The organism is Mesorhizobium sp. CC13 (genome assembly GCF_039907765.1).
Taxonomy (GTDB): Bacteria; Pseudomonadota; Alphaproteobacteria; order Rhizobiales; family Rhizobiaceae; genus Aminobacter.
The window spans coordinates 55,905-73,245 of the sequence record NZ_JARDJI010000014.1; the positions used below are offsets into that span (position 1 = coordinate 55,905).

Annotated in this window: 20 protein-coding genes, 5 pseudogenes and 1 riboswitch; of the genes and pseudogenes, 16 read left to right on the forward strand and 9 right to left on the reverse strand. The window is 62.2% G+C overall.

The genetic code is table 11. The features are described 5' to 3' along the window. Positions 1 to 113 precede the first annotated feature (113 nt). Positions 114 to 461, forward strand: a complete 348-nt coding sequence (locus PV773_RS17855) for a hypothetical protein (protein WP_347967652.1) — start codon at positions 114 to 116, stop codon at positions 459 to 461. Beyond that, complete coding sequence (locus PV773_RS17860; protein WP_347967653.1) at positions 461 to 751, forward strand: usg protein; 291 nt, start codon at positions 461 to 463, stop codon at positions 749 to 751. The genes PV773_RS17855 and PV773_RS17860 overlap by 1 nt, the downstream gene beginning before the upstream one ends. Here the strand turns inward: PV773_RS17860 and PV773_RS17865 are convergent. Next, positions 745 to 996 (reverse strand): hypothetical protein, encoded by a 252-nt coding sequence (locus PV773_RS17865; protein WP_347967654.1) that lies wholly within the window; start codon positions 994 to 996, stop codon positions 745 to 747. The two genes, PV773_RS17860 and PV773_RS17865, sit on opposite strands and share 7 nt — an antisense overlap. A gap of 244 nt (positions 997 to 1,240) precedes the next feature. On the opposite strand from PV773_RS17865, the gene PV773_RS17870 reads away from it, so the two are divergent. From PV773_RS17870 to PV773_RS17915, 10 genes and pseudogenes are all read left to right on the forward strand, one after another. After that, the gene (locus tag PV773_RS17870) at positions 1,241 to 1,711 is read left to right on the forward strand and encodes an Hsp20 family protein (protein WP_347967655.1); all 471 of its coding nucleotides are present in this window, start codon (positions 1,241 to 1,243) and stop codon (positions 1,709 to 1,711) included. A 99-nt stretch (positions 1,712 to 1,810) separates the two neighbouring features. Next, positions 1,811 to 2,320, forward strand: a complete 510-nt coding sequence (locus PV773_RS17875) for an Hsp20/alpha crystallin family protein (protein ID WP_347967656.1) — start codon at positions 1,811 to 1,813, stop codon at positions 2,318 to 2,320. A gap of 74 nt (positions 2,321 to 2,394) precedes the next feature. Next, positions 2,395 to 2,868, forward strand: a complete 474-nt coding sequence (locus PV773_RS17880) for an NADH dehydrogenase ubiquinone Fe-S protein 4 (protein ID WP_347967657.1) — start codon at positions 2,395 to 2,397, stop codon at positions 2,866 to 2,868. After that, positions 2,855 to 3,154 carry a DUF982 domain-containing protein gene (locus tag PV773_RS17885; protein WP_347967658.1) on the forward strand — a complete coding sequence of 100 codons (300 nt, stop codon included), beginning with the start codon at positions 2,855 to 2,857 and terminating at the stop codon, positions 3,152 to 3,154. The genes PV773_RS17880 and PV773_RS17885 overlap by 14 nt, the downstream gene beginning before the upstream one ends. Before the next feature lie 147 nt (positions 3,155 to 3,301). Then, complete coding sequence (locus PV773_RS17890; protein ID WP_347967659.1) at positions 3,302 to 3,709, forward strand: transposase; 408 nt, start codon at positions 3,302 to 3,304, stop codon at positions 3,707 to 3,709. Then, the gene (tnpB, locus tag PV773_RS17895; RefSeq protein WP_347967660.1) at positions 3,706 to 3,837 is read left to right on the forward strand and encodes an IS66 family insertion sequence element accessory protein TnpB; all 132 of its coding nucleotides are present in this window, start codon (positions 3,706 to 3,708) and stop codon (positions 3,835 to 3,837) included. Before PV773_RS17890 ends, tnpB (PV773_RS17895) begins: the two co-directional genes overlap by 4 nt. A 127-nt stretch (positions 3,838 to 3,964) precedes the next feature. Continuing rightward, positions 3,965 to 5,434, forward strand: a complete 1,470-nt coding sequence (locus PV773_RS17900; RefSeq protein ID WP_347967661.1) for a tyrosine-type recombinase/integrase — start codon at positions 3,965 to 3,967, stop codon at positions 5,432 to 5,434. Between the two features lie 117 nt (positions 5,435 to 5,551). Further along, a pseudogene (tnpB, locus tag PV773_RS17905) lies at positions 5,552 to 5,794 on the forward strand (IS66 family insertion sequence element accessory protein TnpB); the annotation flags it as partial. A gap of 62 nt (positions 5,795 to 5,856) precedes the next feature. Beyond that, positions 5,857 to 6,456 (forward strand): IS66 family transposase zinc-finger binding domain-containing protein, encoded by a 600-nt coding sequence (locus PV773_RS17910; protein WP_347967662.1) that lies wholly within the window; start codon positions 5,857 to 5,859, stop codon positions 6,454 to 6,456. Beyond that, positions 6,453 to 7,340, forward strand: a complete 888-nt coding sequence (locus tag PV773_RS17915; RefSeq protein ID WP_347967663.1) for an IS66 family transposase — start codon at positions 6,453 to 6,455, stop codon at positions 7,338 to 7,340. The genes PV773_RS17910 and PV773_RS17915 overlap by 4 nt, the downstream gene beginning before the upstream one ends. Before the next feature lie 232 nt (positions 7,341 to 7,572). Here the strand turns inward: PV773_RS17915 and PV773_RS17920 are convergent, their stop codons facing one another. Beyond that, entirely contained in the window at positions 7,573 to 8,586 is a 1,014-nt protein-coding gene (locus PV773_RS17920; RefSeq protein WP_347967664.1) for an IS110 family transposase, read from the reverse strand. Positions 8,587 to 8,664: 78 nt separating this feature from the next. Between PV773_RS17920 and PV773_RS17925 the strand changes: the two are divergent. Beyond that, a pseudogene (locus tag PV773_RS17925) lies at positions 8,665 to 8,799 on the forward strand (transposase domain-containing protein); the annotation flags it as partial. 147 nt (positions 8,800 to 8,946) lie between these two features. Next, a complete protein-coding gene (locus PV773_RS17930) occupies positions 8,947 to 9,249 on the forward strand; it encodes a putative quinol monooxygenase (RefSeq protein ID WP_347967665.1) in 303 nt (100 codons plus the stop codon). 94 nt (positions 9,250 to 9,343) lie between these two features. Here PV773_RS17930 and PV773_RS17935 read toward each other — a convergent pair whose 3' ends face one another. From PV773_RS17935 to PV773_RS17960, 6 genes and pseudogenes are all read right to left on the reverse strand, one after another. Continuing rightward, a complete protein-coding gene (locus PV773_RS17935) occupies positions 9,344 to 9,622 on the reverse strand; it encodes a hypothetical protein (protein ID WP_347967666.1) in 279 nt (92 codons plus the stop codon). Continuing rightward, positions 9,619 to 10,719 (reverse strand): hybrid-cluster NAD(P)-dependent oxidoreductase, encoded by a 1,101-nt coding sequence (locus PV773_RS17940; protein WP_347967667.1) that lies wholly within the window; start codon positions 10,717 to 10,719, stop codon positions 9,619 to 9,621. Before PV773_RS17940 ends, PV773_RS17935 begins: the two co-directional genes overlap by 4 nt. A gap of 10 nt (positions 10,720 to 10,729) precedes the next feature. Next, positions 10,730 to 11,977, reverse strand: a complete 1,248-nt coding sequence (locus tag PV773_RS17945; protein ID WP_347967668.1) for an aromatic ring-hydroxylating dioxygenase subunit alpha — start codon at positions 11,975 to 11,977, stop codon at positions 10,730 to 10,732. A 107-nt stretch (positions 11,978 to 12,084) separates the two neighbouring features. Further along, positions 12,085 to 12,295: riboswitch (cobalamin riboswitch) on the reverse strand. 429 nt (positions 12,296 to 12,724) lie between these two features. Then, entirely contained in the window at positions 12,725 to 12,955 is a 231-nt protein-coding gene (locus tag PV773_RS17950; protein ID WP_347967669.1) for a DUF2274 domain-containing protein, read from the reverse strand. Then, positions 12,952 to 13,999 (reverse strand): annotated as a pseudogene (locus PV773_RS17955) (TrbI/VirB10 family protein). The gene PV773_RS17950 and the pseudogene PV773_RS17955 overlap by 4 nt, the downstream one beginning before the upstream one ends. Positions 14,000 to 14,053: 54 nt before the next feature. After that, positions 14,054 to 14,452, reverse strand: a pseudogene (locus PV773_RS17960) (electron transfer flavoprotein subunit alpha/FixB family protein); the annotation flags it as partial. A 2-nt stretch (positions 14,453 to 14,454) separates the two neighbouring features. Between PV773_RS17960 and PV773_RS17965 the strand changes: the two are divergent. After that, a complete protein-coding gene (locus PV773_RS17965) occupies positions 14,455 to 15,435 on the forward strand; it encodes a transposase (RefSeq protein ID WP_347967670.1) in 981 nt (326 codons plus the stop codon). A gap of 22 nt (positions 15,436 to 15,457) precedes the next feature. Here the strand turns inward: PV773_RS17965 and PV773_RS17970 are convergent, their stop codons facing one another. Then, positions 15,458 to 16,456, reverse strand: coding sequence for a hypothetical protein (locus PV773_RS17970; RefSeq protein ID WP_347967671.1), 999 nt, complete (start codon positions 16,454 to 16,456; stop codon positions 15,458 to 15,460). A 59-nt stretch (positions 16,457 to 16,515) separates the two neighbouring features. Between PV773_RS17970 and xth the strand changes: the two are divergent. Next, positions 16,516 to 17,273, forward strand: a pseudogene (xth, locus tag PV773_RS17975) (exodeoxyribonuclease III). The last annotated feature ends 68 nt before the right edge of the window (positions 17,274 to 17,341 follow it).

Sequence of the window (17,341 nt, forward strand, 5' to 3'; positions counted from 1 at the left end):
TCTGGGGGCTTGAAATTTCGTTCGAATCCTCCAAAATTTTTGTCCGACGGTGGTCCGCCCAGGACCCGTCGGAACGTCAACGCAAAGGAGTTTTTTGTAACGGAGGACCATCGATGGAACGAACCGTCCCGACGATCATCCCCTCGATCGCCCCTGAAACCACGGATCTGTCACTGGACCGTCTGCTTTTCCCGGCCCGGTTCTTCAGCCATCCCGACGATGTGGTGACGGACGATCAGCTCGAGATTCAGGAAAAGCGCGCCATTCTTGCCTCCTGGGCATCGGATGCATGCGCGGTCGAATCCATACCGGCCCTGCGCAAGCCACCAGGCGTTGCGGCCCCGGTGACTTTCGATGCTGTCATGAATGCGCTTCGCCGGCTCGATGAAATCCGCGCCGACGTCGGCTGCAAATTCGACCAGAGCGGCAACCGCGAACGTCCGGAAAGATTGGACGCTTGATGGTGACCGAGAAGAAGCTTGTGGTCAGCAGGGAATTTCGGCTCCAGATGGAGGGTTACGGCCTTACGACCGCGGAGATCCATTATCACCTTCCTGATTACCCGCGGTTGTTGCAACTTTACGTCTGGCAGGAATACGACCTCGCACCGGAATTCCCGACGCTGAAAGGTTTCCTGAGCTACTGGGAACAGGAACTTGAAGGCGCGCTCCATTCCGTGCGCGTTGCCCACCACCGCCTGATCAAACCTGCGGAGTGGCAGGCGGTGGACGGGGTGTTTACGATTCAGTGAGCACCTGGGCCCGGTGCAGCCGGGCCCTCTATCTCGTCATCGTCGGGCTCAATCAAGTCAATCAGTGCCGCTACCCGCGTTCCGGGCAGAGGGCGGCCTTGCCCCATCAACGCGTCGTCGCCAAAAGCCCAACCCCACGCCTCCCTCAGTTCCTCAAGCGAAGCGCCGGACAGGATCACCTCTGCAATCGTCGCATCGTCCACCGGTCCGAGGACCGAGACAACGTCTTCCCGCGTCATGGTCATCGCTTATCTCCATCGATTTGCCAGCGGACTAGATGGGCATTGGAAGGAGCGCTTTCCAGCGGTTCCGGCCTGCGAATACACTGCCAAGCCGTCAAAATGTCGGATCGATTGATCCCCCTTGACACAGCCTAGATCGCTTCCCAACTCATTGCTCGTCGGCTGCTGTAAAGGGCCGACACGGTCAGGGAGCGCCAGGCTTCTTGGCGCTTCCTCGTACCTATGTTGCTCCAAGGAGGATGTAGCTATGAGAACAAATATGGACTTCTCTCCCTTCTACAGGTCGAGCATCGGCTTCGACCGGATTTTCGACCTGCTCGAAAAATCCAGCATTCCGCAAAATGGCGACAACTGGCCGCCTTACGACATCGCCAAGCTCGGCGAAGACACCTATCGGATCATCCTGGCGGTAGCCGGTTTCACCGAAGACGAGCTTTCGATCACGCATGAGCCGAACCTGCTCGTGATCAACGGCGCCAAGACAGAAAATAGCGAGGTCTTATACCTCCACCATGGTCTGGCACTGAGGCCGTTTGCCCGTCGTTTCGAGCTCGCCGACCATGTGAGTGTCGTCGATGCGAAGCTGGAGAACGGCCTGCTGATCATCGACCTCAGGAAGGAAATTCCCGAGGAGATGAAGCCGCGACGGATCGCGATCAACGCCGACGCCGGCAAGAAGTCCGCGTCGAAGCGGATCGAAGGCAAGGTAGCGGCCTGATCTTACGAATAGCTGGACAGCGCGACACCCATCACGATTTGGGGTGGGGTGTCGTGACCAAAACGCGAAAGGACAAGTAAAACAAGAAAGGAACGGACAATGAGTGTACGTCACCTTATCCCATGGAGCCGTGGCAACAACCAGGCTCCGGCGATCTATCGCGGCGACGACATGGACCCGTTCCTGTCACTGCACCGCAACGTCAACCGGCTGTTCGACGAGGTCTTCCGCGATTTTGACACGCCGTCGGTGTTTGGCCGCATGATGCCTCGAAACGGCGCCTGGCCGAGCGTCGAATTCTCCGAAACCGACAAGGAGATCCGAGTGACGGCCGAGGTGCCGGGCCTTGAGGAAAACGACATCGAGGTCCTGCTGGAAGACGGTGTCCTGACGCTTCGCGGCGAGAAAAGATCGGAAAACGAGGACAAGGATCGTCAGTTCAGCGAACGCTATTACGGGCGTTTCGAACGGCGTCTTGCCCTTGGCCGTGAAGTTGAGGAGGACAAGGTCGCGGCGACCTTCAAGAACGGCGTGCTCACGGTGACGCTGCCGAAGACCGAGAAGGCGCAGGCAAACGCCAAGCGCATCGCGATCAACAGCAGCAAGTGATCAGCCGAGGACGGCAAGCCGACCGGGTGCCCTCCAGGTGCCCGGCGGCATCCTTCCGAAAAGGAGGGATGTCAATGACAGAGCCACTTACACCGGATCAGGACAAGAACCGCATTAGATCGCAGTGTTGGCAAGCTGCGAAAACCGACCAGCCGATGCTGTTTCACATCCGTCGGCCGGCGCTGCCCCGTCATGTAACGGCGCGGATTTTTCGTCCCAGCCGCTCGGTGATGACGTCGGCACGCGGGACTGCCCGGCCGTGGCGGCTCGTCTTCGAGCGGCGGACGCCGCCCTTCATTGACCCGCTGATGGGTTATACCGGAGGGGACGACACGCTGACCCACGTTCAACTGCATTTCCCGACCAGGGAAGCAGCGATTGCTTTCGCCGAAAGACAGAAATTCGACTTTGTGGTGCAGGACAGCCCGCCAGAGCGCCCTCGGCCAAACGTCAGGAAACTGCGCGCCGATCCCGGCGCCTGCGTTCTTACGTCCAGCCACACGAAGGAGAACAACGACAAACAGGGAGGCAGAGATGACCAGTCTTGAATTTCCGGCTCCAGTCACAGTGAGAGCCAACGGGGCAATGCATGATATTCAGACGTTCCGGGACGCGATGGCGTTCCTCAATCAATGGCCGAAAAATCGCCGGGGACCGGTGTTCACCTGCGCGGAGAGAAGTTGCAACGCGGCGATCGCAGGGCAGATGTCAGTCGAACAGGCACGACAGGCCTTCGTCAGCTTCGCCAGAATTGCCGGCGTTCTGATCGGCCCCGAGCCATCGGCGCCATTGCCGAAGATCGCTCTAAAGCAGTCGCGCCAAAACGCACTCTGAGTAGAGGTTGCCGACCTTTGCTTCCGTAACGCCAACTTCTGCGGAACCTTTGTAAGCGCCCGGTGATGGCCGCCTTCCGGGGTGGGGTTCGGATCGGATAGCAGTCGGGCTCTGGACGCGGAAGATAGTGTCCACGAGCGGGGCTTAATGGACACGATCGCGACGGATGGAGTGGCTGGCCAAGATTCTGGGATGACGCGCGCGCGCCGGCGCAAGTCATACTCTCTCGAAGAGAAGCAGCGGCTGGTTGCCGAGAGCTGTGAGTCAGGGTCGTCAGTGTCGCTGGTGGCGCGGCGGCACGATATCAATGCGAACCTGTTGTTCACGTGGCGCCGGCAGATGCGCACGCCGACATCGGTGGCTTCGCCGCTGGAATTGATCCCGGTCGAAGTCATCAGCAGCGCGCCGGCAGCCTCACCAGCCGCGGCGGTTGGGGCGGAACAGCGCGGCATGATTGAGATCGTCCTGGTCGGCGGTGTGCGCGTGCGGGTAGACGCCGCGATCAGCGAGGCAGCGTTGCGGCGAGTGCTGTCGGCTCTGAAGGCGGTGGCATGATCGCGCCCGGGTCTGGGGTGCGGGTCTATCTGGCGACGCAGCCCTGCGATATGCGCAAAGGGATGGATGGCTTGGCCGCCCAGGTCCAGAACGTGCTGGCCGCCGATCCCTTCTTATGCATCGGGTGAGATTTTGTGGCGGAGGCGTCTCGGCGCCAGCCGAGGCCTGCCAAATCTGGAATCCCCCGCCACATAATATTTCCTACCTCTCGGATGGGTGCGGGATCCCCCCGCGCCGCTATTCCGGAGGGAAAATATGCTCGAGTTCTATTTCTCGTATCGCGGGGTGCTCAAGCGCCTGCGTCGTGGTGCGCTCGGTGGCGAGATGGATCGCCTCGCCGAGCATTTTTTCACGCTCGGTTACAAGCGAGCGTCGGCCAAGATTTATCTGAGCCGGATTGCGCGTTTTAGCCAGTTTGCCGCGACGCGCTGTGGTCCGATGCCGATCCATCAAGATGTCATCGACAGCTATTTGGGCGCGTTTACTACGGATACTCCGCGCATTGGGGCAGTATCGGCTCTGGGCCATGCACGGCGAGTGGCTCCGGAGCGGTTCATTATTTCCGTTCCAAGTGAAGAGGATGATCCGGATACTCCGCTTCTGGCCTCCTTTTCGGACTATCTGCGCAGTGTACGGGGCCTGGAGCCGAAGACCCGCGAAGGCGTTCTTCTGGGCGGCCGCCGCTTTCTGGATTGGTTCCGCCATCACCATCCCGGCCAGGACATCGAGGCGTTGACGGCTAAGCAGGTCCTTGCTGCTGTCGAGCATCGGCTGACCAAACAACGCAACGCCACTCCCGCGACCGTGGCCAGCTATCGCGACGCCTTGCGCATGCTGATCCTCTTTGCCGCCGCCAGGTTGCGGAAGAGGCCGGCGGCGTTGGCGCTCGAAGATCTCGATCGAGACCTCGTTCTCGCCTTTCTCGACGAACTCGAAGAGAAGCGGAACAACACCGTCGCCACGCGCAATGCCCGACTAGCTGCGATACGATCTTTCTTCCACCATGTGGCAGCGGCCGACCCGGCGTCCTTTGGTATCGCGCAACGCGTGCTGACGATCCCCACAAAACGGGCGCACATTGAGGTGACGCGCCACCTCACCAACCCAGAAGTGGACGCAATCATTGCGGCGCCCGATCAGAGGACGCCCCGTGGCCGGCGCGACCGCGCGTTACTGCTGTTCCTGGCGCGGACCGGCGCGCGGATCTCCGAAGCCATCAGTGTCAATGCTGACGACCTTCAGTTGGAGCGCCCGCGTTCGCAGGTGCTGTTGCACGGTAAGGGGCGCAGAGATCGCGTCATCCCCGTTCCTCAGGATCTGGCGAGAGCGCTGGCGGCCTTGTTGCGCGAACGCGGAATCGCCAACCACGAACCACGACCGATCTTTGTCGGCGCCCACAATGAGCGCCTGACGCGCTTCGGGGCGACCCACATCGTACGACGAGCGGCGGCCAAGGCAGTGGCCATAAGGCCGGACTTGGCCGAAAAGCCCATATCGCCACACATCTTCCGGCACTCCCTCGCCATGAAGCTTCTCCAATCCGGCGTGGATCTTTTGACGATTCAAGCCTGGCTCGGGCACGCACAGGTCGCCACCACCCACCGCTATGCTGCCGCGGATGTCGAGATGATGCGCAACGGACTCGAAAAGGCGGGCATCGAGGGCAATTACGGCGCGCGCTTCCGACCCACCGATACCATTCTGCAACTGCTGAACAGCATCTAAGCTAAAACATTATGTGGCGGAGGATGCCAGATTTGGCAGACCCCGGCTGGCGCCGAGACGCCTCCGCCACAAAATCTCACCCGATGCATAAGTGTGGTTAGGTGGCGCGCCACCTAACCCTTCTCGGGGGCGCTGTTCGTGTTCCGGGGCAAGCGCGGCGACATGTTGAAGATCTTGGCCTGGGATGGAAGTGGGCTGTGCCTGTTCGCCAAGCGCTTGGAGCAGGGAAAGTTCGTCTGGCCGCCGATCGTGGCGGGTCGGCTTCAGCTGACACCGGCCCAGTTGGCCTTGCTCGTTGAAGGAATTGATTGGCGGCGGACGGTCGCACCGGAACCGGTCACGCGCCCGGAAGCCATCTAAATAAGTTCCTGATTCCAAGGATTTATTCTCGCTCGCGAGTCATGACTTTGCTATAAGCCGGCATGTCTCTTGCCACTGCGGAATTGCCGTCGGATCCGGACGCCCTGCGCGCGTTCGCGGCGGCTTTGCAGGCCGAGCTCTACGCCAAGACGCTGCATATCGAGAAGCTGAAAGCCCAGTTGGCGACGCTGCGGCGCGCGCGCTTCGGCCAGTCGTCCGAGAAGCTCGATCGGCAGATCGATCTGCTTGAGCTGATCATCGGCGATCTGGAGGAGGCCGAGGCCGCCAGCGAAGCCCGCCAGGATGCGACTGCGGCGATGCCAGGCGTGATGCCGGCGCCGACCAGGCCACAGCGCGTAGGCAATCGCCGGCCGCTGCCCGATCACCTGCCGCGCGAGGTCATCACCCACGCCGGGGTTTGCACCTGCCCGGCCTGCGGTTCCGAGCGTCTGCGCAGGATCAGCGACGATGAACGCGAGGTGCTGGAATATGTGCCGTCACACTTCAAGGTCGTCGTGCATGTGCGGCCGAAACTGAGCTGCCGGGACTGCGAGGCCATCACCCAGCCGACGATGCCGAGCCTGCCGATCGAGCGCGGCAGACCCGGCCAAGGGCTGATCGCCCACGAGCTGGTCTCCAAATATGCGACCACCTGCCTTTGAACCGACAGTCCGGCATCTACGCCCGCGAGGGCGTCGACCTCGATCGATCGACCCTGGCCGACTGGGTCGGACGGGCCGCTTGGCTGGTCGCGCCGATGGCCGAGCGCATCGGCGACTACGCTCGCGCCGGCCCGGCCATCCATGCCGACGACACGCCGATCCCGGTTCAGGATCCCGGACGCGGGCGCACCAAGAGCGGCCGGCTATGGGTCGTTGTGCGCGACGAAGGCACCTGGGGCTCGCCCAATCCGCCGGCGGCTTTCTATCGCTACTCGCCTGACCGCAACGGCGAGCACGCCCAAGCCCTGCTGGCGCCGGCATCCGGCTTCCTGCACGCCGACGCCTATGCCGGCTTCGACAAGCTCTACGAACCGGATCCGATCACCGGTCGCCCGCGCCTGGAGCCGGTCGCGTGTTGGGCCCATGCCAGGCGCGAACTGTTCGACGAGCACGCCAGGACCAAATCGCCAATCGCGCGTCAGGCACTGGACAAGATCGGCGCGATCTTCGCCGTCGAGCGCGAGATCAACGGCCGGGGCGCCGAAGTTCGTCTGGCCGTGCGCCAGGCTCAAAGCGTGCCGTTGCTGGCCGACCTCAAGGATTACCTGGAGACCAGCCTCGGCAGGATCAGCCGCAAAGGCGACCTCGCCAAGGCCATCCGCTACAGCCTCAACCGCTGGGAGGCGCTCTGCCGCTTCACCGAAGATGGCCGTCTCGAGATGACCAACAATGCCGCCGAACGCGCGATCCGCCCACTGACGCTCGGACGACGGAACTGGACCTTCCTCGGCTCGGACTCCGGCGGCGAGCGCGCCGCGATCCTCTACACCCTGATTCAGACCTGCATGTGTGGATGGCTCCCGCGGTGCAAGGGTTTTGTTTGAGCAATGCGCGAAAAGTTGGCGGCTTGCATGTGTCCGGCCTACGTAAGAGGCGGCACGTTTGGCCGCCGGCCCAGATGAGATCCGCGGATCGGGTCCATAACAAACTGACGCGCTTAGGGCGCCTACATGTCTACTGGGTGTCCCGATCTCGTCTATCACTGTCGCGTCATCTTCCCATTCAGCGCCGATGCACCACGAGCGCCAGGACCCGGCTGGTCCTGCCGGCCGATACTTATGCCGTGCGGTAGGTCTCCTCTCGCGTCATCACTGCCCAGATGATCCTCGCCATTTTGTTGGCCAGGGCGACTGCAGCGAGCTTGATCGGCTTGCGCGCAATAATGCGTCCTAGCCAACTTTGAGCGAAGTTCTGCCTGCTGCGCGACCAACGTATCGTGGACATGGCGCCAATGACGAGGAGCCGGCGGATAGTGCGATCGCCCATCTTCGTGATGCGGCCCAACCGTTCTTTGCCACCGCTCGAGTTCTGACGTGGCACAAGGCCAAGCCATGCCGCGAAGTCGCGGCCTGATCGGAAACCGCGGATATCCGGCACTCCAGCTAATATCGCGCTGACGGTGATCGGGCCGACGCCTGGAACGCTGAGCAACCTGGCAGCTTCGGGTTCTGCACGGCAATGCCTTTGCATTTGAGCTTCGAGAGCATTGATCTGAGCAGTTAGGGCGACGAGCTGGTCAGCCAGGATATTCAACGGTGCTCGTACCGCATCGGGGATCGGTGTCGCCGGATCGGATATCCTCTTGATGAGAGAGCCGACGTGCTGAGGGCCTGCCGCTGCGATTACACCGAACTCCGCCATATGACTCCGAATTGCGTTGATCAGCGAAACACGCTGCCGCGAAAGGAGTTCATGCGTGCGATGTACCACCCGCGCCGCCTGTTGCGCCAATGACTTCACGGGAGCGGAGCGAACCGCCGGTCGCGTCACCGCTTCGCAGATCGCTGCGGCGTCCGCAGCGTCGTTCTTTTGCCGCGCGACATAGGGCTTCACGTACGAAGCCGGAATCATCTTGGTGTCATGGCCAAGAGCGCGAATCTCGCGTGCCCAGTAATGCGATGATGCACATGCTTCCATGCCGACAACACAAGGCGGCAACTTGGCGAAAAAGCTCAGAACCTCCTCACGGCGAAGCTTCTTCTGGAGAACAGGGCGGCCTTTTGCATCCGCCCCATGAACCTGAAAAACGCGCTTTGCCAAATCGAGCCCGACCGTCGTTACTTCGTTCATGGATGACATCTCCTTTACGGCGATCGTCGCGACCGCTTCTAGACTATGACGCCGGAAGCGGGAGCCATCCACCTCATCAAGCTGAACGGCATCAATCCGGAGGCCTATCTCGCCGACCTGATCGGCCGCGTCAGCGACCATCCAGCCAATCGCATCGACGAGCTTCTCCCCTGGAACTGGCGCGCCCGATCCGACGCCAGACTGGCCGCCTGACCATGGCTGCGATCACCCGGGTCTACAGCCTCCCGCTCGCCGCCGAAATGCTCGGCGAGGACACCGAGCTGCTGTGGGAGGTCTATGTCGACATGGAACCGGAGGACGGCTGCCTCTGGGTCTACGGGCCCGACGATCAGCAGCGCCATGATCGTCGTGCGGTTCAAGGTGCAGTGCCAGCCTGGAAAGAGCGACCCGCTGGTCTCTGCATTTAAGGATGTCATCAAAGCCAGTCGGCCACTGGAGGGTGTCGCAAGTTTCGACATCGGACAGGATCTGGCCGATCCCGACTCATTCGTGGCCACGGAGGTGTTTGAAAACGAAGCCGCCCTGGAACGTCAAGAAGCGCTCGCCGAAGTCCAGAAGACGATAACTCTTCTTGGGGAGCTCGCCGCGGCACCTCCAGAGGCGACGATCTTCCATGTCTCTTCTTCACAGCCCTGGGGCTAGCTGGTTGATTGATCCCAACGACAAACTGCGGTGGGCGTGTCGGCTAGCCTATTATCGACTTCGCCCTAAGGCCTGCCGATATCCGCGGAACTCCTCAAGGATTGAATGGCGGTCGGACCCAGTGGCCTCGTCCTGCGACGGCGGCGAGAAGCGTGCGAAGCACCTGGACATCCTGATGGAGGAGTCCCCGACTGTCGATCACCGCAATCTGCCATCGCGCGGCCGCCTCGATGCTGGTGCCTGGCGGCACCGACATCAGCCAGTCGATGAACACCTCCTCCGGCGGCGGCAACGGCGATATGGCCGCCATCGTCTTGCCATCGAGCTTCTTGCGCGGGGCAGCGGCCGTCGCCTCTCGATCGCTGACGCTCATGCCTCCACCTCCAGCGGCGACAGAGGTATGGAGCAGCAGGCGAGGATGTAGCCGTCGGCGATCTCCTCATCGAGAATGCCGCCGTTGTGGTTCATAGCGACCTCACCGGAGATCTTCTTGATCCGGCATGTGCCGCACAGGCCGAACTCGCAGGCGGCCGAGATGCGAACGCCGTTGGCGCGAGCGGCCTGAAGCACCGTCTGCTCGGCATCGCAGCGCCCATCGACATTCGAACCAACGAAGCTGATCGGGAACGCGGTGCCGGCTGCCGCGTCTTCGTCTCCTGGCTCGATCTGAGCAGGCAGCATTTCGGCTACCGGGGTGCCGAAGCTTTCCTGATGATAGCGCGCCATGTCGAAACCCGCTACCTGCAGCATGTCCCTTACGGCGCGCATGAACGGATCGGGGCCGCAGCAGAACAGCTCGCGCTCACGGAAGTCGGGCGCGAGCAGCGGCAGCCGAACGGCATCGATCCGCCCCATGTGGCCGAACCAGCTTTCGCGGCTCGACCGCTCCTCGATCATGAATCCGAGAGACAATCCGGGCATGCGGCTGCCGAGGAGTTCCAGCTCCTTGCGGAAGATGATCTCCTCCGGCGAGCGGGCGCAGTTGACGAAGGCGACGTCGGTCCATGGTGCGCAGTCGTTCAGCCAGCGTAGCATCGACATCATCGGCGTGATGCCGGAGCCCGCCGAGATGAACAGGTATTTCGCAGCCGGATGGTCGTGGTGGGAGAAGTTGCCTGCTGGACCTAGCGCCTTGACGCGAGACCCCGGCACAAGATTGCCGAACATCCAGCGGGTGCCGATGCTGTCTACCTGTGCCTTGACCGTCACGGCGATGGAGAAGGGCCGCGAAGGCGAAGACGACAGCGTGTAGGTCCGCATAAGCGGGCCGGCGGCCGTCGGCAGCTCCAGCGTCACGAACTGGCCCGGTTTGTAACGGAACCAGGTCTGCGCATCCGATCGGAAGGTGAAGGTTTTCACGCCGGGTGCTTCGTCCGCCACGGCGATCACCTCCAGCACCTGGAGGCGATCGTTCCACGGGGCCATCTCGTCGAGGTGGCGATAGAGGCTGTGATCGTTCATGGCATTCATGGCGCTTCCCTCAGGCGACGCTGCGCAGCGCGGGCTTCTGCCCGTCGGTGAGCCTCGGTTCGATGAAACGGGCGTACCAGTCGACGAACTGGATCACGCCGCCTTCGTGATGCTCGGAGTAGGGGCCGGTCTCATAGGCCGGCGACCTGATGCCGAAGGCGTTCTCCTCGACGATGCGGCGGTCCTCGTCGTTGGTCTCGGTCCAGACGTGGGTCAGTCCCTTGAGGTCGTAGTCGACGCCCTCGACCGCATCCTTGTGCACGAGCCACTTTGTGGTGACCGCCGTCTCCGTCGCGCTGATCGGCAGGACGCGGAAGGTGACCGCATAATCGCCAAGGACGTGGTTCCACGTTGTCGGATAGTGGTAGAGCAGAAGCGTGCCGATGCGGTCGGTGAAAACCTGGTCTGACAGGTTCCTGCGGACGGCGCGCCTTCCCGTCGTCGTGTAGCTGACGGCCTCGCCGAGAAGCGGCGCGCGGGTTGCACGGTACTGCCCGTCCTTGTCTATGCAGAAGCGCGATGGCAGGCCTGCCGCCTCGCAGCGGGCCCAGTGCGCCAGCATGTCGGGGTCGCTGTCAGCGCCGTTGACCCCGGTGACGGTCGGCGCCTCGGGAAAGGTCTTACAAAGTTCGGGATGGTTGGCCGCGCAGTGGTAGCATTCTCGGTTGTTCTCCCACACCAGCTTCCAGTTGCCCTTCTCGAAGATGGTCGACTCGAAGGCGACCTTGGCGTCGACGAGACTGTGGGGAGCGAAGTAGGGCTCCATCAGCGTCCGGAACGGGCGGAAGTCGGCGGGTTCCTTGGCCAGGCAGATGAAGATGTAGCCGCCGCCGCTTTCGCAGGCGACGGGCTTCAGCCCGAAATCCTCCTTCTTGAAGTCCTCGGCCATCTGGCGGGCGAAGACCAGTTTGCCGTCGAGATCGTAGGTCCACTGGTGGTAAGGGCAGACCAGCCGTGCTGACGTTCCCCTGTCGCTGGTGCAAACGCGGCTGCCGCGGTGGCGGCAGGAATTGTGGAAGGCGCGGATCTGTCCGTCGCGTCCGCGCACGATGACGACGGGATAATCGCCCACCTGGACGGTGAAGAAACTTCCGGCCTTGGCGACCTCGCAGTCGTGGCCGACAAACAGCCAGTCCCGGTACCAGATCAGCTCAAGATCGAGCTTGTAGAAATTGGGGTCGATGTAGAAGGGTTGCGGCAGGCTGAAGCCATCGCGCCTTTCGCGGATGAGCTTCAGCATTTCGTTGCGCGTATCCATGTCCGTCCTCGCTAGCGGCACAAGGACTGAACTGGTGGTATGGAGGGGAAGATCGCGCGGGACGAACTGCCCGAACGCTCTGCCTCTTGACCGCCCACCGCGATCAGTCGGTTGAAAGAGTTCGAGGCTGGTTTCCGGGCTCCGAAGCTGTCCTTTGTTGAGGACTGTCCCGACACCTTCCCAGGCATACGCCCAGTGGTTCTCCCGTCGAGACGACAAGCTTCGCTACCGTTGCGGGGGCAGCGTCGGCATCAAACCGACTTCCCAATTATCCCGCAGGCCAATTCGCCAACGGGCACCTTGAACGTGTCGATCAGATCACGGACGCGTCGCTGACAAAGCCTGGAAAGCGACATCGGCAGATTGCAAAGACGACAGCGACCGTGGCGATCGTCAGTTGCTTCCGCGCGCTTCATCAGCACGGCGTCAATGATCCAGCCATTGGCTCGTTGGGCTTCGTCGCGGACACGCTCGGCAAGGAGGCGAATGCCGCCCAGAGATTGTTCCAGCAGCGCTGCGCGCGTGCCATCAGATCGAGACAACTCGGAACGGCATCGGTTCTCACCTGCAGCACGTTGTCGGTCGTGCGGGAAGCGTCGAAGGATTCAAATATTCCCCGGCCCTTGGGGAGCAAGATGGGATTGCGGGCGTACGGAAGTTCACACGCCCGCATTGGTGTGCTGCCGGTTTCGCAGCTTTCTCTCGGATGCGTCACGGACGGCCTGCCAGCCAGAAACTCGACGATCGCTACGGATCGGGGTCAGGGATCCGCCGAGCCTTCGCAAACCCGCAATCCGTCGCGATGAAGCGTTCCAGCATCGGTACGATCAGCCGAACGGGTTCGGTTGCCGGCTGACCGCTCTCGCGGCCGAGGATCTCCGCATAAGTCTTGAGATCGCGATGCAACGACGCTGGAAGCTCCAGCGTCACCTTCACAGGCCTGTCGTCGGCGATGGGGCTTAGCTTCAGCTTGATCATTGTGTTGCGCCATAGGGCTCGAGCACGAGATCGCGCGTGACGATGACGCGGACCGGGAAGCCAGGCCGGATGGTCAGCATCGGCGCGATGTTGAGCTGGCGGCGGATGATCTGCTGACCTGCCTCGTTGATCGTGTCCTGGGCGCCGTTGCGCATGGCATTGATCAGCCGGTCATCGTTGTCGGTGGCGAGCTCCGCCCCGACGCTGTCCGAAGCCGACATCGTTGCTGTATTGGCCGATGACGCGGGTGCCCTGCGGCACCAGCAGGAAGCGTCCCGTCGGGCTGTCATAGACGTTTTCGGTGACCTGCGCCATGATTTGACCGGGCAGATCGGAGCGGATGCCGGTGATCAGTGCGGCCGGGATCACCGCGCCCGCCTGCAGCACATAGGGCGATGTCGGAGCCGCGACGCGATCGGGCGAGACGCTGCGCTTGTCGGGCGGGGCATTGAGGAAGGCGTTTTGACGCTCGACGGCCGTCGGCGTCGATGGCTGGGGGTCGAGGCCGAGTGCGGTTGGATTCGGCATCGGCTGCACTGGGGAGGTCGGCGACGCGGTAGGCGTCGCAGTCAATACCGGTCGTGTTTCGGTCGGCACTAACAGCTTTGCCGTGCGGGCGGATTCGAGCTCCTGCTGCCGACGCTGCTCCTCGGCGCTCAGGTTTGGGTCGGGCGCGACGATCGGCGGCGGCCGCACCGCGTTTTGCGCATTGAGGATCGGTCGGCCAAGGTCGCCGGGAAGCGGCGAGCCGAGGATGGGACCGGTGTAGTCGCGCGGCAGGCCAGCGAGCCCGTCGGCAACGGCGAGGCTGTCCGTCGAAATCAGTTCTTGCGGCTTTCTGGCCTTGCGGCTCTGAAGCGCGTAGATCAGAGCGCCACCCAGGCTGACGCCGGCAATGAGGCTGAGACCGGCCAGCACCTTGCGCGAAAGGCGCGTCACACGCGGGGGCTCGGGGCGCAGCCGCATCGCAGGTTCGTCGGTGAGCGGCAGGGCGTCATCGGAGAACGACGCTTCCTTTTTCTGTCCGGGGTTGGTCGCGCTCATGAAGCCGGCCTTGAGTCAGCGCGCACGATGCGGACGCGCCTCTGACGATTGCTGGATGGTCTCGACCGCGGCCGAGCCGCCTTCGGCGGCAGCCTGGAACGAGGCGGTGCGCACGGTGATCACCTTCATGGCGTCGAGCGCCTGCACCGTCTGGATGGCGTTGCCGGCATAGATCGGGCGCTTGAAGGTGTCGGACGAGACGACCTCGATGATTTCGGAGACCTGGCCGACGTCGAGCAGGGCTGCGACGCGCGGCGAAACGTTCTTGCCGGTCGAGGTGGCGGCGGCGACGATGGTGTCGTAGTTGCCGGCGAGCGAGACGACGAGGGCCGCCGTCGGCTCGGCCATCCGCAAACCCACGCACCAATTGCCGCGTCAGCGGCTTCGTTCAATCCCGCGAGAGTCAGCCGTCAGAACCTTTGGTATCATATACCCTAGAAGAGAAGCAGCGGCTGGTGGGCGAGAGCTGTGAACCCGGGGCGTCGGTGTCGCTGGTGGCGCGGCGGCACGATATTAATGCGAACCTGTTGTTCACGTGGCGCCGGCAGATGCGCACGCCGGCGTCGGTGGCTTCGCCGCTGGAATTGATCCCGGTCGAAGTCATCAGCAGCGCGCCGGCCGCCTCACCAGCCGCGGCGGTTGGGGCGGAACAGCGCGGCATGATTGAGATCGTCCTGGTCGGCGGTGCGCGCGTGCGGGTGACCGAATACCTGAAGCAGTACCGGACACCGATCTTCAGAGATTGTGGCGACCATGGGGTCGGGCACGGTAGCGGATCGTACCTGAGCGTCGGCGACCGCATCTTTGTCCTAACGAACGCGCATGTCGCGGTCGCACGTGAGAGTGGAGAGCGGCTCCTCTACCAGTTCGCAGACTCCAACGATCTCCGCGCCATCGCTGGCAATCACGTGAAGTTCGGAGAACCGCTCGACGTCGCGCTTCTCCCCGTGGACGCTGCGGCATGGAAGAGCGCGCCCCATGGATCACGCGCCATTGAATTCGATCAGATCGCATGGGCCCACTCGCCCTACCCGACCGAACTCATGACCTTCGTCGGGTTCCCAGGTGACGACGTCGGGTTCTTCTTTGAGACGGTCAGGGCCAAGGCGCAGTGTTTGACCGGACGGGAAGTCGAGCTTCCACCTGGCGACGATCGTTTCAGTTCACGCTTCCACTTCGGCCTCGACTATAATCCCAACCTCTCCAGCGACGTGATCGGCAACAAGGGGTTGTCACGGCCCCCCGGGCTGAGCGGCTCGGCAGTCTGGAACACCTGTTTCGTTGAGGCGAAAGCGTGCGGTATTGCCTGGACACCTGAATTGGCAAAGGTCACCGGGGTAATTTGGGGCTGGCCGTCCAACGTTGGCTGCCTCGTCGCGACCCGGGCCGAGTATCTGCGCAGCTTCCTGTTGTCCGCGCTCGCGGAGATCAGCTGAATGGCGGCTCGACTGCCCTCAGTTAGCCGACGCGAACCATGCAACGGCCGATAAATTTGTCCGCGAAGGTAATCCTCGGCTTTCCGGCCGTTTCCTCAATGCCGTAGGTAAAGACCTGGATGCCGGCTTCTTCGAGCGCAGCGGCCATGATTGGCTTCAAAGGATCGTCGGGAATTAGGAGTGCGGTGGTCGGCGCCGAAGCGATGCCGATAAGACTTGGATAGAGTTGAAGCTGACCGACGCCTTCATATAGGGCGTGGGCGGACGTGCTCGTCTTGATCTCGATGAGCAAATTCGCCGGTTCGATCAACGCGTCCACGCAGAAGCCATTTCGTTTAGGCTTGCGCAGTTCCTTGCCAACGACCTTCTTTAGTTCAGCGAAGATATGCCCTTGCAGTGCCTTCACCTCAAAGGTGCCGCCTAGACGGGTCGATTTCGTGACGCGCCACTTCTCATCCATGCCATAGGTCACGGTGGTCTCATCTTCGACAGGACGTGGCTCACCACCGCCAGCCCTGCTCCGAGCACGGACGCACGCGTTGGCAAAGGCTGCGGTCTGCGCGACGATGTCCCCGGGTTTGGCGCTTAGATCCGCCACGACGTAGAAGTGCCGCGCCGAGCGTTCGCCTTTCACAATCAAAGGCACTTCAGCCAGCCCGCTGAGCTTGGCGAAGTCGTCCTTTATAAGGCGCGACAGGTTGTTCTTCTGGAGCCTTCCCTCGCGAAGCAGCAGCAGACGTCCCAGGTCGTCGCAACCCAGCACTGTTGTCGGCCCTTTGTCGTGGCGGGACGCTTTCGGCTGCACGATCTTGACGACGCCGTCCCCATATTCTGGGTCGGCTCCGAGCATCACCTGTGTGGTGATATCTCCCCCCTCGCCGTGACCGTAGTTCGTGAAAACTACCCCGGTGCCCTCAATGACCCACCCATAATCCTTGGCAAGCGAGTTGGCGGTCAGTGTGCCAGCCCATTGCCGAAAGGCGCGGCTGCAAGCGCGCTGGTTAGCTACGATCTTGATCATGATCCCCCGGTGCCTCACTGCGCTGCATGTCTCGTCGGCTTATAGGGAAAGTGCGGAACATTCGGATCGCCACCTTCAACGTGAACGGCGTCAATGGTCGGCTGCCCGTGCTCCTCAAGTGGCTCACGGCTACCGACTACGACATCGTCTGCCTCCAGGAACTGAAAACGTCCGACGAGAATTTTCCGGTCGAGGCTATCCGGGAAGCGGGATACGGCGCCATCTGGCATGGCCAGAAATCCTACAACGGAGTGGCGATTCTGTCTCGGGGGACGGATCCGGTTGAACGCCGGCGCGGCTTGCCAGGCGATCCCGATGACACCCACAGCCCCTACATCGAAGCCGACGTGAACGGGCTCGTTGTCGGTTGCCTCTACCTGCCGAATGGGAATCCGGCGCCTGGTCCCAAGTTCGACTACAAGCTGCGCTGGTTCGACCGCCTCATCAGCTACGGGCAGGACCTGCTCGAAGCGGGCGGGCCGACTGTGCTGTGTGGCGACTACAACGTCGTGCCAACCCCGATCGACGCGGTCGCGCCGGTACGATGGCTCGGCGATGCGGTTTTCTTCCCAAAGAGCCGGCAAGCCTATGCGAAGATGCTCGAGCAGGATGGATCGACGCAGTTCGCCGCATCCATCCGGAGAAGGGCGTGTACACCTATTGGAATTTCTCCTATCAGGGCGGCTATGATCGGAGCTCGGGTCTGCGGATGGATCAACTCCTCATTAATCCCTCACTATCAGATCGCCTAGGCAACGCCGGCGTCGATGCAGAGTTGCGAACGTGGGAGAAGCCGAGCGACCATGCGCCGGCATAGATCGATCTCGATTGAGCATCGATGAACAGCCGCGAGGCGGGATTAGGCACTGACCAAAGTTTGAATAC